This window comes from Paenibacillus sp. J22R67, assembly GCF_059692175.1.
In genome coordinates, this window is the sequence record NZ_JCAUAX010000002.1 from 322113 (window position 1) to 337415 (window position 15303).

At 41.6% G+C, this 15303-nt stretch carries 15 protein-coding genes and 1 other annotated feature (1 of these 16 cut by a window edge); of the genes, 3 read left to right on the forward strand and 12 right to left on the reverse strand.

Annotated features, from left to right (window positions below; genetic code table 11):
* Nucleotides 1-196, reverse strand: a binding site (T-box leader) (it extends 58 nt beyond the left edge of the window).
* Nucleotides 197-263: 67 nt separating this feature from the next.
* The 4 genes from AC58VC_RS07580 to AC58VC_RS07595 all read right to left on the reverse strand — a co-directional run bounded on the left by AC58VC_RS07580 (nucleotide 264) and on the right by AC58VC_RS07595 (nucleotide 3542).
* On the reverse strand, nucleotides 264-590 hold the full coding sequence (locus AC58VC_RS07580) for an ArsR/SmtB family transcription factor (protein WP_497368229.1): 327 nt from the start codon (nucleotides 588-590) through the stop codon (nucleotides 264-266).
* Between the two features lie 77 nt (nucleotides 591-667).
* Nucleotides 668-1570 carry a hypothetical protein gene (locus AC58VC_RS07585; RefSeq protein WP_497368230.1) on the reverse strand — a complete coding sequence of 301 codons (903 nt, stop codon included), beginning with the start codon at nucleotides 1568-1570 and terminating at the stop codon, nucleotides 668-670.
* 95 nt (nucleotides 1571-1665) lie between these two features.
* Nucleotides 1666-2361, reverse strand: coding sequence for a DUF7002 family protein (locus AC58VC_RS07590; protein WP_497368231.1), 696 nt, complete (start codon nucleotides 2359-2361; stop codon nucleotides 1666-1668).
* Nucleotides 2362-2558: 197 nt separating this feature from the next.
* Entirely contained in the window at nucleotides 2559-3542 is a 984-nt protein-coding gene (locus tag AC58VC_RS07595; RefSeq protein ID WP_497368232.1) for an SLAC1 anion channel family protein, read from the reverse strand.
* A gap of 354 nt (nucleotides 3543-3896) precedes the next feature.
* On the opposite strand from AC58VC_RS07595, the gene AC58VC_RS07600 reads away from it, so the two are divergent.
* Nucleotides 3897-4808, forward strand: a complete 912-nt coding sequence (locus AC58VC_RS07600; protein WP_497368233.1) for a LysR family transcriptional regulator — start codon at nucleotides 3897-3899, stop codon at nucleotides 4806-4808.
* Nucleotides 4809-4899: 91 nt separating this feature from the next.
* On the opposite strand, the gene AC58VC_RS07605 is transcribed toward AC58VC_RS07600, so the two are convergent.
* Genes AC58VC_RS07605 through ilvB form a run of 3 tightly spaced genes read right to left on the reverse strand, consistent with a single transcriptional unit; the run spans nucleotide 4900 to nucleotide 7357 of the window.
* Nucleotides 4900-5106, reverse strand: a complete 207-nt coding sequence (locus AC58VC_RS07605; RefSeq protein WP_497368234.1) for a hypothetical protein — start codon at nucleotides 5104-5106, stop codon at nucleotides 4900-4902.
* Nucleotides 5103-5615, reverse strand: a complete 513-nt coding sequence (gene ilvN / locus AC58VC_RS07610; RefSeq protein WP_497368235.1) for an acetolactate synthase small subunit — start codon at nucleotides 5613-5615, stop codon at nucleotides 5103-5105. The genes AC58VC_RS07605 and ilvN overlap by 4 nt, the downstream gene beginning before the upstream one ends.
* A complete protein-coding gene (ilvB, locus tag AC58VC_RS07615; RefSeq protein ID WP_497368236.1) occupies nucleotides 5612-7357 on the reverse strand; it encodes a biosynthetic-type acetolactate synthase large subunit in 1746 nt (581 codons plus the stop codon). The genes ilvN and ilvB overlap by 4 nt, the downstream gene beginning before the upstream one ends.
* A gap of 262 nt (nucleotides 7358-7619) precedes the next feature.
* Between ilvB and AC58VC_RS07620 the strand changes: the two genes are divergently transcribed.
* On the forward strand, nucleotides 7620-8522 hold the full coding sequence (locus AC58VC_RS07620) for a LysR family transcriptional regulator (RefSeq protein ID WP_497368237.1): 903 nt from the start codon (nucleotides 7620-7622) through the stop codon (nucleotides 8520-8522).
* Nucleotides 8523-8631: 109 nt separating this feature from the next.
* Nucleotides 8632-9435, forward strand: a complete 804-nt coding sequence (locus AC58VC_RS07625; RefSeq protein WP_497368238.1) for a phosphodiester glycosidase family protein — start codon at nucleotides 8632-8634, stop codon at nucleotides 9433-9435.
* A gap of 451 nt (nucleotides 9436-9886) precedes the next feature.
* Here the strand turns inward: AC58VC_RS07625 and AC58VC_RS07630 are convergent, their stop codons facing one another.
* Genes AC58VC_RS07630 through AC58VC_RS07650 form a run of 5 tightly spaced genes read right to left on the reverse strand, consistent with a single transcriptional unit; the run spans nucleotide 9887 to nucleotide 15279 of the window.
* Nucleotides 9887-11494: a gamma-glutamyltransferase family protein gene (locus AC58VC_RS07630; protein WP_497368239.1), complete on the reverse strand. Its 1608-nt coding sequence runs from the start codon at nucleotides 11492-11494 to the stop codon at nucleotides 9887-9889.
* A gap of 2 nt (nucleotides 11495-11496) precedes the next feature.
* Nucleotides 11497-12516: an ABC transporter ATP-binding protein gene (locus AC58VC_RS07635; protein WP_497368240.1), complete on the reverse strand. Its 1020-nt coding sequence runs from the start codon at nucleotides 12514-12516 to the stop codon at nucleotides 11497-11499.
* A complete protein-coding gene (locus tag AC58VC_RS07640; RefSeq protein ID WP_497368241.1) occupies nucleotides 12464-13483 on the reverse strand; it encodes an ABC transporter ATP-binding protein in 1020 nt (339 codons plus the stop codon). Before AC58VC_RS07640 ends, AC58VC_RS07635 begins: the two co-directional genes overlap by 53 nt.
* A 15-nt stretch (nucleotides 13484-13498) precedes the next feature.
* Nucleotides 13499-14326, reverse strand: coding sequence for an ABC transporter permease (locus AC58VC_RS07645; protein ID WP_497368242.1), 828 nt, complete (start codon nucleotides 14324-14326; stop codon nucleotides 13499-13501).
* Between the two features lie 5 nt (nucleotides 14327-14331).
* Entirely contained in the window at nucleotides 14332-15279 is a 948-nt protein-coding gene (locus AC58VC_RS07650) for an ABC transporter permease (protein ID WP_497368243.1), read from the reverse strand.
* Nucleotides 15280-15303 lie beyond the last annotated feature (24 nt).

The window sequence follows — 15303 nt, forward strand, 5'->3', positions numbered from 1 at the left end:
CCTCTTCAAGTACGGCATTGTAGACAATGCTTATACTCTAGCTCAATAACGGGAGCTCCCGTCATGCCATCCCCTTAGAAGGTTCCAACATGCTGCTCATAGACTTGTTTCGTGGAAAGGCTCTTTACTCCTTTTCAGCTGCCGGAGCTCTCTGTGTAAGATCTTTTTCCCTTACTCTTCTAATCATCGCGTTTGAATATTGACCTTATAATATCAAATGATTCCCTTTTTTGTAAACTGTATTCTGCCCAGAAGCTCTATATTTACTTAGCTTGCATGCCAGCGGCAAAATTCTCCAAGAAATGATCAATGGCCTGCTCATTACGTCTGTAATATGTCCATTGGCCATAACGACGAGACTCCAGCAACCCAATTTTCTGCATAGAGGACAAGTAAGTGGAAATAACGGACTGTGCCAATCCGGCTTTTTCCTGAATACTTGCCACGCAAACTCCCCCTGGAAATTCAACTTTGATTACGTTCGGCAATTCTTGGTTCATTTTGTCCGGTTCGCTCAGCCAACAAAGGATGTTGAGCCGCGTCTCATTAGACAATGCTTTCAGCACAGCAAGCATTTCATCATTTTTCATAACACGACACTCTTTTCTAGTTTGGTTAGTTCCATGCACGCACCAGTGATGGATACTTGTCCATTAAATAGCTATTATTAAACTGCTTGTCTACTTCTAAACTGACGATAGGCTGCACAGATGCACATTAGAACTCCTGTTGTGACAAAAACGCCGACTGGAAAACCCCAAGTCCCCCATGCTGGGAAGATAAGCGGCATCAACGAGACACCAAAAGCAACAGGAACAGGTGCTTTAAACCATTTACAAAGAAGGAGTGTAATCACTACATTGATGATACCAACCCAAATGATTGAACCAGGCAATAAATGAATGACCCCAACGGAAAGAATGGCTGTTGCCGTCAATACAGCTAAACGAGATGGAATCAATTTCCATTTAAAGTTCTCCGCATGAAAGACCTCAAAAATAAGGGCAAATACAGGCGGAACCACGATAACTTCTAGATTTGTTGCGAATGCCAGCCCAATCCAAAGAGCTAAAACAATGGTTATGATAACCGTATCTGTTTTCTTGCGAAACTTTTCTGGACCATCAGGCAACTTTTCTGAATTTCTCATTCTAAAAGCGGCTAACATAATCACAAACGTAAAAATAGCCGTTGTTGTTGCAAAAACATAGTCATGCAAGCCTAAAAAAATCGGCAGCAAGGTTGCAGGAATCGTTGGTCCAAAATTGACGCGAAATATATGCATAAGAATGACAATAATTACGAGACCAAGCAATATTTTAGACTGAGGTGTCAGAGTCACGTCATTCAAAGCAGTACCAATGAACGCACCTAATGTTGGAGCAAGCCATAAGTGAACGGGCTTCTTTATCCAATGTGCTACTGGAAACACCATAACCCCCATCGCCATACCAGCAATTTCTGGGAAGAGGATATCCTTCTGTTGTAGAACCACTGCCGCGACAAGCATGAGAATAACTAAAATGTATGCTGACAAGAACCTTTTAGATAGTAGGGTATTCCAAATCATTTTAATCGTTCTCCTTTCAATGCAATTCCGTTCATCTATCATATTTTATTATTCTTCCAATCGTACTCAATAAAATACTCGGCTAATTACGAATCCTATATCATGAAAGCTTTCTTAAATTCCTGAAACGTTTGTGCATATTTCAGCCATCTTTCTGCAAGTCCTTCACTACTTTCACAATAAATAGCTTCTAAATATTGCGACAAGTTCGTCACTTTCTCTTCCACAAGAACCTCGCGTATCTCAGAAGGTTTGGTGGGCACATCATTTTCGCGTGCAATCTCAAATTGGTCTAGTGGCAAAAACATTTGCAAACTTTTTTTATAGGAACAACGATTGGGGTAACGCGGCGAGCTTCCCGAATCGTATTTACTCAACTTAACAGCGTCATAACAGTTACTGATCAAGGCCTCTGCATCTAATTGAAGGATAGCATAAGCTTCATCTGGCTCTCTTTTTGAATAAATCTGCAGCATTTTAAGACAATCTCTTTGTGTTGGCCAAAAAAATACATGCTGATCCAGATAAGTATGAAACTCTTCATGAGTGGTTTGTGGATCCATAACTTGATCCGAGATTCGAAGATGAGCGTTTGCTACAAAAACATGACCGTGAAATTGAATTTCTTTACGGACAACCCGTCTTTCGCTTGATAAGCTAGGATCAACTTCAAGACATGCATACAAAGCATCAAGATGAGCAATTGAAGCTAAGTTGCGCACTCTCGTGAAGTGAAATAAGGATTTCCTTTTTGAACTGTTTGTTATTTTCTTTACAACCGAAACATTCATCTCATGTTCTCTCTTTTCTCGCGATGTATCCTAATTATAAGAAGCCATCACTTAACCATCAATGTCCTATTTTCTATCATAATGATGCGGATTTTCTATGGTGGGCATTATAATCAGGCCTATTAGAAATGAACAACAGGCCAAAGATTTATTTCTAAATCCATTGGGCTGTTGTTTGGTGATAAAGAAGCAGTCCATTATCCTTTAAGTAAAGTCCCATTAAACAGCGACTTTAGTGTGCGAACAAAGAGAACGATCAAAACGATATTTAACAAAGCTAGAATAATGGTGGAAATCGCGATTAAAAGCCATGAATTTACGAACATCGCGTATTGCAAGGCTGCATTGCTAAGAGCAGCAAGCGGAAAACTTACCCCCCACCAAGAGGCTCCAAATGGGATCGATTTCTTGAATACTTTGAAAAACAACACAATGAACAAAAATAAACCAAAGTAAAACAGGATGGAAGCGAACTGATCAATGCGTTGCTCGAAGTTCACATAACCGAGAAAACCAACCTCGAACGGCGCAATCATGATAAGCATCGAGGGTGTTAATCCTGCATGCATGGGATCATGGTGAATTAATCTAGACAAGATCATGGTAAGAAAAATTAAGGCAACAACTCCGCCAATCGCTAGCGAAAACAAATTAACTTCATGTGCCCAAGGCAATGGCATTGACCCGCCGGCAACGGCAATATCAAGGGTCCCTACCCCAGGAATCAACCAAGCAGGTACCGCATGACCGTGCTCAATATTCCCATTCAACAAGCGCGTAACAATGATATAACTAAGCGCTAATGTCGAGACGGTTCCGATTATCCAAACCACTTGTCCTAATATATGACTGTAAGTACCTATTACGGAAGATAACAATAAAATAGCAATTGTGATAGTACCGAAAAAATTGCCCGTGATCGGATGCATGAATTCGGCTTTGACTTTCTGTGGATATAGAACCCATTTTGAAATATAAGCTAAACTTAAAGCGATAAATACTACAATTGCTATAATCCCGATGATATCAGCGACTAGGAGTGATGTACCGAATAGCTTACTTGCTTGTCTCCAAGCCAATGCCAGTCCTGAAATTCCCATAACCGACGCAAATAGATTAACGGGTAAGAATTGTACGGAACCTAAGCTTTTTTGTTTCTGTACGGCAGTTATGGTTTGCATGAATAATGGTCACTACTTTCTATACAAATTATTGTGGAATTTCAAATGCGAGTTCAATGATTGTGAAAATATAAGTCACTACCTTCTCAGCTAATGTTCCATGGATAACCCCCTACTTGTTTTACCTATTAAAAGGTAGATAATATAAGAAATATTTAGTTGATCTTGCTTTTCAAAGGTAAAGGTTGTATAAATGATAAAATCACTCCTTCCACCAACATACGTATCATTATTGATGAATTGATGAAAAGTATCAATATTCAATATTCTATCGTTATCATTCATTTCATTAATCATTTTCACGTCGTACATACTAATATTTGTCTAGACGAACACAAAAAGTGAGGTATACCCATGGAGTTTCGACAATTGGAATATTTTTCGGCAATTTGTGAAGAATTGCATTTCACAAGGGCTTCGGAGAAACTGGGAATGAGCCAGCCGACCCTGAGTCATCAAATTAAGATGCTAGAGGATGAGCTTGGGGTTCCATTATTTGACCGAATCGGTAAAAAAATTGCCATAACGGAAGCAGGCCACATTCTATTAAACGAATGCAAATTGATTTTTTCATCTTTGAAGAATGTTAAAGTGCAAATTATGGAGCTCCAGAAGGTTACACGAGGAACTTTATCCATAGGTGCACTCCCCGGAGAGCTCACGCAGCTCGTTTCGTCTTTATTGATCGATTTTCACAACATTTATCCGGATGTGCAAATTAAAATCGTAAATTTTGATGATATTGTAGAAAGGATCATTCAAAATCAGATTGATCTGGCCATTACCATTCTTCCTATCGAAGATGATCGGATTGTCAAATACCCCTTGTACAAAGAAGATATTTATTTGACGGTTTCTAAAGACCATTCTTTGGCCGACCGAGAAAGCATTGACTTTGACGAAATCAGCAAATATCCCTTCATCATGTTTCCTCAAACTCACAAGTGCCGTCAAATTATTGATTTAACCAGCAGCACCTCTGGCTTTAATATTGAACCAATCATCGAAACGACTGCGATCGAAACCATTATTAGCCTTGTAAAAGCTGGTGCCGGAGTGACTGCCCTATCTAGAACGTACTTGAATTTGTACAACGATGCACAGTTAAAAGCCATTAAGATCGTGAATCCAACGCTTAGCAGGGAAATTGCCATCATCCACCATAAAGATAAATATATAAGCCAGGTTACCCGACTATTTATGGACTTATTATCCAATCATATTATCGAATTAAAGCTGGCCGATAAAGCTACCGTTCAGAGTTAGCGCACTGCTAAATTACCAATTTCAACCACGAAAAATAAGGAGCCACCTTCTGGTGGTTCCTTATTTCAGTTTGACTTATCATAGAAAGGCATCACAAATAAATGGAAGCTTGAGGAGCTGGTGCAGCAATAAAGGTTGATTTCACACGTGAATATAGGTTATTACCCACCTGTATCTCATTTTCATTGTAGGCTCCAATAAGCCCTCCTCCGATCATTTTCCCGTCCTTCATGACCATTACATATTGATAAAATAAAATGGCATTGTCTAAGTCAATGTCATGATGGAGTGTTGTCATGATATCTCTACCTCCCTTACTTCATCTATGCGGTTTCCGCGAGTCATTGCCGTCAAACCAGTACGGGTCAGCTCCAAGATACCATAGGGTCTGAGCAGCTCAATTAATGAATTAATTTTATCTTGATCTCCAACAACTTGAACGATCATACTCTCGGATCCTTCATCGATAATGGAGGCACGAAAAGGTTCTACCATAGCCAAAATAACCTGTTTCAGTTTGGACACTGCACTTACTTTAATAAGCGCAAGTTCCCTGTGCACCAGTGGATATGCTGTTAATTCAATAATTTGAATAACATCAATTAGTTTATTAAGCTGTTTGTGAACTTGCTCAAGCATCTTATCATCCCCTGACGTCGCAATGATCATACGGGACAATTCAGGATCTTCTGACTGGCCTACCGTGATACTATCAATATTGAAACCGCGACGCCCGAATAAGCCCGCAACTCTCTGTAGAACACCCGGATGGTTGTTTACAAGCACAGAAATCGTGTGACGTTTCATTTTTCTTCCCCCATTATCATTTCATCTATCGTGCCACCCGGGGCAACCATTGGATAGACATTCTCTTCTTGACTGACAACAAAATCAATAAGAACAGGTCCCTGTATGTCCATCGCTTTTTTCCACACTTCACGTGCCTCTTCTTTATTCGTAGCCCTGAGCCCTGTAACACCATAAGCTTCTGCTAGTTTTACGAAGTCAGGACTACCAGAGAGCTCCATATGACTAAAACGATTATCATAGATAATTTCTTGCCATTGCCGTATCATGCCTAGAACCTGATTATTCAGAATAACGATCTTTACGGGTATGTTATGAATTGCGCAAATCGCAAGCTCTTGCGTACACATTTGAATCCCTCCGTCGCCATTGACGGACACCACAAGTCTGTCTGGATTACCTACTTGTGCCCCTATTGCGGAAGGTAGACCAAAGCCCATTGTTCCAAGTCCGCCTGAGGTAATGATCGAACGCGGATGCCTAAACTTATAAAACTGTGCGGCCCACATTTGATTTTGGCCAACATCTGTAGTAACAATCGCTTTACCACTCGTTGTTTCACTGATCATTTCAATAACGTATTGTGGTTTTAAAATCATTTCCGAATCCTCATATCGAAGTGGATACTCTCTTTTGTTTGCTTGAATCTCTGTCAACCATGCTTCTGATTTTGCCGGCTTTGCTTGAACGTTTGCCTTTTGAAGCACCAATTTCACATCGCCAATACAAGGGATCGTCGTTTGCACGATTTTCCCAATTTCTGCAGGATCGATATCGATGTGTGCGATCGTTTTCGCCTTTGGAGCAAATCCACTAGTTTTCATCGTTACTCTGTCATCAAAACGTGCTCCAATGCTGATAAGAAGATCACAATTTTGCAAGGCTTTATTTGCTGTGTAGGTTCCATGCATTCCGGGCATACCCATCCATAATTCATGTGCACTAGGGAATGCTCCCAATCCAAGCAAAGTCGTGGTAACCGGTATTCGGGTCTTTTCTACAAATTCTAGTAATTCCTTGGATGCATCTGAATAGATAACGCCTCCGCCAGCCAAAATAACAGGACGTTCAGCATTTTCGATAGCCATGAGTAACTTATCGATTTGCGTTAAATTGGGAACAATATCAGGGTGATATCCCCGAATCTCAGGTTTATCTACTGGATATTGAAATACCATCTGCTGGCTCGTTACATCCTTAGGAATATCGATCAAAACTGGCCCCTTTCGTCCAGTGGAAGCTATATAAAAGGCTTCATGAATGATCTTTGGCAACTCATTAACATCACGAACTAAGAAGTTGTGCTTGGAAATCGGCATCGTGATGCCAGTAATATCTGCTTCCTGAAACGCATCAGTACCAAGTAATTCGGTCGAGACATTACCTGTAATCACAACTAATGGAACAGAATCCATATTCGCGGTGGCGATTCCCGTAACTAGATTAGTCGCCCCAGGCCCCGATGTTGCAAAACAAACCCCAACTTTTCCTGTAGCACGTGCATAACCGTCTGCTGCATGAATGGCCCCCTGCTCATGACGTGCTAGAATATGTTTTAACTCTGGAAGGTCATGAATGGCATCGTAAATGTTCAGGACACTTCCTCCTGGAATACCAAAAACACACTCCACACCTTCGATCAGCAAACTTCTGACAATTGCCTCCGAACCTGTTACCCTATCATTCTTCCTAAGCCTATTGAAACTTACTTTCTCTGTGTGTGGCCCCTCAATCGTTTTCATTCTGTCTACCTCCCAATTTCCCCAAAAATTAAAACTCCTTTCAATCCGTTTGCGTTGTTATACAGCAATTAGGGACTAAAGGAGCCTTTGGTAAAACCACTTAAATTCACTGGAAATTTTACGTTTTCTAACCACATCACAAGCAATAATTTACAAATTTCTTATTTGCTTAGACGTTATGTTATCATATGGTCATCTATTTCAGTTATGGAAAGATTCAATATCTGTTATTTCAAAACCAAATAACTAAGGGGATGCAAGCATGATGATTGACTTGTTAGAGGGGAGATTTTTCAAGACATTCATTGCCGTGATGGAGGAAAAGAGCTTTAATCGTGCGTCAGAAAAATTAGGCTATGTTCAATCTACGGTTACAAACCATATTCAACAACTGGAACGGGCTTGTGGTCAAAAACTCTTTTACCGTTTATCAAGAGGCGTTAAGCCGACCGAAGCAGGCCTAAAGCTTGCTAAATTTGCCCATCAGTTTGTACATTTAGGGCTGACTTTAGAAGAAGCCATGAGTGAGTCCAATCAACCAAAAGGGACGATTCACCTAAGTATGCATGAGTCTTTTTTTGTAACGAGAATGTCTTCGCTCCTACAGAAATTTCGTCTTGAGCATCCAATGGTTAAATTTAAACTGGAGACGGGATATCATCAAGATGTTATCGATGATGTGTCGCAGCATGTTGTTGATTTTGGAGTTGTACCTCGCAATCCGGAGCGAGATGACATTATTTTTTACCCCATGCTGCGGGAAGAATTGATTTTCATTGCCTCACATGAATTGTCTAATAAGGTCGAGACGAATGGTTTGAAAGTGCTAAACAATGAAACCGTGATCAGTTTTGGTAACAGTTGTTTGTATCATACCCATGCCAACATGATATTAGAAGAAACTGGGGTTGAAACGAGTCATGCTATTCAATATCCGAGTATCGAAATGATAAAAAAAGCTGTACAGTGCGGCATAGGTTTTGCACTCATTCCAAAGATCGCAGCAGAAAAAGAGTTAGATGAAGGAGACTTCCAATCGCTGCCGCTATCGTCAGGGATTTTTTCCACCCATGGAATTATTGTAAATAAAGATAGGGAACTAAATTACCCAGCCCAATTATTCCAGTCATTCGTCCTAGAAAGTTACTCTTTCGAGAAGATATAGAAAATGAATAAAGCTGTCGATACTGGATCGGCAGCCTTTTTTATATACATATATCGCTAATTCATGATATTGTTGGAACAAATATAGAAGATCTATTAAGGAGTAACTAGTGAACAATTCGAGATTATCGCAACTGTTACTTACAAAATTTAATCGTAATCATCTGATTCTTATTGCCTTTGTCATATTGCTTGTTTCACTAATTAGTTACTATCAAAAGGATTATACACTTCCCCATAATTATCATTTTAAAAAACAGAAAGCCTCAAATGGAGTCGTATTACATACTATTCAGACTACCCCGGATAATATTCGACTTCAAGCCATCGATTCCAATGTAACCAAAACGCCATACTACGGCATTAACGGCGGATTCTTCTGGGAGGGAGCTCTGCTCAGCATTGCGGTTATCAACGATCAACCACTGAAAGGATTACCTGGTGATTACGGTTCTGGCTGGTACAACACAGGCATCGACACTAACTTAAGACGTGGAACACTCGTTTGGGATGAGGTCACGAAGCACTTCTCGATTCAGGTAGTCACTCATGCCGGAGAGCTGAACGTTACAGATAAGCATCATTATTGGGCCCAGGGTGGTGTCAGTATGAGGCTTAGCGATGGCTTTGGTTGGGAAAATGATATGATTTCTGAGCAGATGCCTGCTTATGACGAAAGTCGTATGCGTACGGCGATTGTTTATGATAACCAGGAGAACATGTATATGATTGTTACACCTACAAACTGTACAATAGCAGAGTTCCGAGCAGCCATTCTCGAAAAGCTAGGCGACCGAAGATTAGTAGACGGCATCTACTTGGATGGTGATGGTTCCTCCCAAATGCAATGTCGCTATGTCCGGTTAAAAGGAGATCAACGCCAAGTTTATCAGATGCTGACGCTGATTTCTTAGCCCAAGTCGTGCGGCAGCCCTCCGCTTTTTTCCTGTCGCTTCCTCATAAGTATGCCAGTCAGAAGGTAGCAAATAGAAGTGACTATGAACAATTTAAAGATACTGGGTGTCATAGCTAAATAAAGGCTTAGAGGAAGCGACCAGAAGAAGGCTAAGAACATTATGAAACGCATATTAATAATTGAGCCTATGAGTGCTGCACATGCTGGTGCCAAAAGGAACAAACCCGTTCTTAATATAACGTCATTACTTACTTGCTCAGGATTGTATGGGTTGTAGAAGTTAAGAACTAACCATAGCGTTACTGATACTAATGACGAGAGTATACCCAAATAGACCGAATACTTCACCTTCATCCTCCTTCTAAAGTAGGAGCTACATACTCTTTAACATATTACCATAAAAAAAGCCGCGATTTACACGGCTCCATAGTGATAACAAGTATTAAAGTTTACCATGCTGCTACAGATCCATCAGTTCTTGGCTCAGTTCCTCCAGCATAAACATTGTGTTCATCACGAATAATAACTTGCCCCCTACCAAAAGAACCTGAATCCAAAGCCCATTCAATTTCATGCCCTCTTTTAACCAATTCCTGTGCAATATGTTCCGGAACGGAATGCTCCAGAAGTATGGTTTTATCCTTAATCCATTGCCATCTAGGTGCATCTAGAGCCGCTTGTGGATTAAGATGAAAATCTATCATATTCATAACAATCTGGACATGGCCTTGTGGCTGCATAAAACCGCCCATCACACCAAAGGGACCAACTGCTTTTCCGTTTTTAGATAAAAATCCTGGAATAATCGTATGGAATGTTTTCTTACCTGGTTCTAAACAATTGTTGTGATCAGGCTGAAGTGAGAAGTTATGACCACGGTTTTGCAAGGCAATTCCAGTCCCTGGAACGACAAGACCAGATCCAAATCCCATATAATTACTTTGAATATAGGAGATCATATTTCCCTCATTATCCGCCGCGCAAAGATAAACAGTGCCGCCTTTGGGAGGTTCTCCTGCTACAGGTCGTGCAGCATTATCGTTAAGTAGCGCTCTTCTGCGTTCAGCGTAATTCTCGGACAGCAGATCATCAACGGAAACCGTCATCTTATCAAGCTGCGTAATATAGCGCAATCCATCGGCAAAAGCCAACTTAATCGCTTCAATTTGTTTATGGTACACATCAACGGTATCCTTGGCAGTAAAATTAAACCCTTTCAATATTTGAAGTGCCATCAAAGCGACCATCCCCTGCCCATTGGGTGGGATTTCCCATACATCGTAGCCTCTGTAATTGACATGAACGGGGGTTACCCATTCTGGATAAAAATCAGCAAGATCTTCTTTGGTTATAAAACCGCCATATTGTTTAGAAAATTGGTCGATCTGGTCAGCTAAATCCCCGCGATAAAAGGCTTCTGCCTCGGTTTCTGCAATCAGCCTTAGCGTTCTGGCATGATCCGGTGACTTCCAGACCTCTCCGATGCGAGGCGCTCTGCCATCAGGCGCAAAAGTCTTAAACCAACTTTCGAATTGTTCACCAACAGCTTCCGTTTTAAATTTTTCAAATCCAGCCGCCCAGTACTTTCCTAGAGTTGGCGATAAAGGATATCCATGTTCAGCATATTCGATAGCTGGCTTCAAGACCTCCGTTAGTGGCAGCCTACCGAATCTTTTGGACAAAGCCGCCCAAGCACCCGGCGTTCCTGGTACCGTCACAGGAATAAATCCATACTTCGGCATTTCTTCATAACCCGCATTCTTAACCGCTTCAATTGTGATGGATTTGGGTGCAGGCCCGCTGGAATTCAGTCCACATAATTGGTCTTTTACCCATACTAATGCAAACGCATCTCCTCCTATTCCATTTGATGTCGGCTCAACAACCGTTAAACAGGCGGCTGTGGCAATCGCTGCATCAATCGCGTTGCCTCCTTTTTTCAGAATGTCTAGTCCTGCTTGAGCAGCAAGCGGCTGAGAAGTAGCCACCATGCCATTTTTGGAAAAAACGGTATTTCTTCTTGACGAATAAGGATACTGTGTCGCGTCATAATTCATGTTTAACCTCTTTTCTCCACGTATCCTCGTGAATTCGCTGAGTTATGATTTCCTTCTTGAAAGAAGTGGCAAGAAACCTCTTGGCCCGTATATATTTCGATAAGTGAGGGAGCGACCGATTTACAGATATCCTTAGCATACTCGCACCTCGTGTGAAACGAACAACCAGACGGTGGATTTGCAGGAGACGGCAGATCACCTTTAAGAATAATGCGCTCTTTTTTTGCAAGCGGATTTGCGATGGGTAATGCTGAAAGCAGCGCTCTCGTATACGGGTGGCATGGATTTCGGAAAAGTTCCTGCTTATCAGCAATCTCAACAATTTTCCCTAAGTACATGACCGCTACGCGATCGCAAGTATGTTTGATGACGGATAAATCGTGAGAGATGAATATAACAGTAAGATTCAATTTCTTTTTAAGATCTTTTAACAAATTTAAAATTTGAGCTTGAATGGAGACATCTAACGCCGAAACCGCTTCATCCGCGATAATAAGCTTCGGTTTAACAATAAGTGCACGTGCAATCCCAATACGCTGCCTTTGGCCGCCCGAGAAATCATGCGGATATCTATCCAAATGTTCCTTTTTCAAACCAACAATTTCTATCATCTCTTCAATACTTTGAATCCTCTCGGCCTTAGTGCCCAAGTGATGAACATGAAGCGGCTCCAATAAAATTTGTCGGATTGTTTTTCTCGGGTTTAACGATGCATAAGGATCTTGGAAAATAATTTGAATATCTTTTCTCATTCTGCGCATGACTTCATTGGAAAGCTTGGCTAGATCCTTACCCTCGAATAGTACCTCTCCTGCGGTCGGCTCGATCAATCTGAGAATGCTCCGCCCTGTCGTTGATTTCCCGCAGCCAGACTCACCAACAATGCCTAGGGTCTCTCCCGAGGATACCTGAAAATTGACACCATCCACAGCTCTTACATAACCATTCGTTCGGTTGAAAAAACCTTTTTTAGTAGGAAAGTATTTGGTTAATCCCTTCACTTCCAGGAGCGGTTTGTTCATGCTCATGTCCCCCTTCTGTAAACAACCAACATCTACATTTATGATTTGCTTTTGTAAATAATGGCGGCGGCTCTAACAAACACTGTTCCATCACCTGGCTGCATCGTGTAGAAAATCTACAGCCATGCGGCATTTGATGAGCAAGTGGAACGGAACCCGAAATGGTATCCAAATATTCCATATCCTTATTTATATCGGGCAGCGAGTTCATAAGACCTATCGTATACGGATGCTTCGGACTAAATAAAGTATTTACATCTGTCTCTTCGACGACCTGCCCGGCATACATGACGATAACTTGATCACACATTTCTGCTACGATGCCAAGGTCATGCGTAATTAACAAAATAGAAGTACCGGTCTGCTCCTTTAATTCCCGCATAAGATCAAGAATTTGTGCTTGAATGGTAACATCCAGCGCAGTTGTCGGTTCATCCGCAATAATTAGCCTAGGCTCGCAGGCCATAGCCATCGCAATCATAACCCTTTGTCTCATCCCACCGGATAATTGATATGGATATTCACCATAGATTTCTTCGGGTCGCGGCATACCTACAGCCTTTAACAATTCTATTACTTTGTTTTTCGCTTTAGCTTTATTTAGCTTTTGATGTATGCGGATTGACTCTTCAATTTGTCGGCCAACGGTATGTAGAGGGTTTAAGGAGGTTAAGGGCTCCTGAAAAATCATGGAAATTTCGTTTCCGCGAATATGCTGCATCTGTTTTTCTGAGAAGGTAAGTAAGTCCTGACCATTGAATCGAATTTGACCTTCAGCATATCCTGTCTGAGGAAGAAGACCCATAATCGACAGACTTGTCACGCTCTTGCCGCTTCCGGATTCACCTACAATTCCTAATGTCTGACCGGGGAGAACGCTGAAGTTCACTCCGTCCACAACAGTTATCTTTCCATGATCTGTCCTGAAACTTGTTCTTAGATTTGCAACCTCTAATAGTAAGCTCACTAGCTGCACCTCCTATTACTTTACCTTTGGATCTAGATATTGTTGCAGACCATCCCCAAGTAAATTAAAACCTAGAACAACAAGGAAGATTGCAGCACCAGGGAAATAAGCGGCATAAGGAGCTGCTGACAGCAAACCTTGAGCTTGATTCAGCATGCTTCCCCAAGATGGTGCCGGCGGCTGCACGCCAAGACCCAGATAAGACAAGGAAGCTTCGGCCAGAATACCAGATGCCATTGCTAAGGTAGATTGAATAATAATTGGACTTAATGCATTTGGAAGAATATGACCAAAGATAATGTTTCGATCTTTAACGCCAATTGCCTTCGCAGCTTGAATATATTCCAGATTTCTCAGCGCTAAGACTTGACCGCGAGTAATGCGAACAAAAGATGGAGCAAAGCCAATTCCAATAGCCAACATTGCATTGCCGAAGCCTGACCCTAGAACCGCTGCTATGGCTAATGCCAATATGAGGAAAGGGAATGCTTGCATGGCGTCAACAGACCTCATAACGATCCACTCGTCCCAAAAACCGCGATAATACCCAGATAACAGACCGATAGGAATACCAATAAGTAAGGCAATGCCAACGGAGATCACTGCGGCTTTAATAGAAATTTGCGCCCCATGAATAACGCGTGAGAATATATCACGACCAAGATCATCCGTACCAAATAGGTGATCATTACTCGGCTTCTCTAAAATATGGTTATAGTCTTGAGCATTAGGGTCAATCGGGGCAATTTGTTGAGCAAAAATAGCTGCAAGAAGTAAGGACAGGATGATGACAGCGCCAATTAATCCTAGTCCTGTGCGTAAAAACTTCTTGAATTCCTTCATTATTCTCACCCCTCTCCTGCCCTGATGCGAGGATCGATAGTAGCATAGAGCAGGTCTACGCATAAATTGACAAGTACAACCAATGCAGCGGAAATAAGTATGGCACCTTGAACAGTAACATAATCCCGTTTGAAAACAGATTCAACGATCAAGCGACCAAAGCCCGGAATTGAAAAGATCGATTCCGTGATCACAAGCCCTCCAAGAAGTCCTGCAATCATAATTCCAGATGTCGTTACAACAGGTATCATCGCATTGCGCAGCACATGTCCTATGATTGTATGAAACTCACTTAGTCCTTTTGCTTTTGCTGTCCTTACAAAATCCAAATTGACAACATCAAGCAAGCTTGAGCGAAGCATTCTCATCAATACGGCAGATTCCCGAAGTCCTGTTGCAACGCATGGGAGAATCATAGCTGTTAAATTCTGTGCCAAATTTTGCGTAATCGGTGTATATCCGGATGAGGGCAGCCAATTGTGTTTTACCGAGAAAAAAATGATAAGCATCATGCCGAGCCAGAAGTTCGGCACACTCATTCCGCCAAGCGCTGTGAATGTGCTTGTATAATCAATCCAAGTTTTTCTTCGCGATGCCGCAAGAATGCCAGTAGGAATTGCAATGAGCACAGCCACAATAAATGTTCCGATAGTCAATTCTATCGTTGCCGGTAAACGTTGAGAGATTAACTGAATCACGGGAACATGATCGGTAATGGACATCCCTAGATCACCACGCAGCACTTTCCCTAACCAGTTAACATACTGAATAACAATGGGTTGATCCAACCCCAATTCGTGCCTTAAGGCTTGATACGTTTCCGGTGTCGCTTCCTGACCCAAGATGACCCGAGCGGGATCGCCCGGGATTAAATGGATCAGGGAAAATGTCATGATCGACACCAAGAAGAGTATTGGAATAGTGAGTACAATTCTGCGAATTAAGAAACTCATGCAAGTCCTCCCCTTGATATCAAA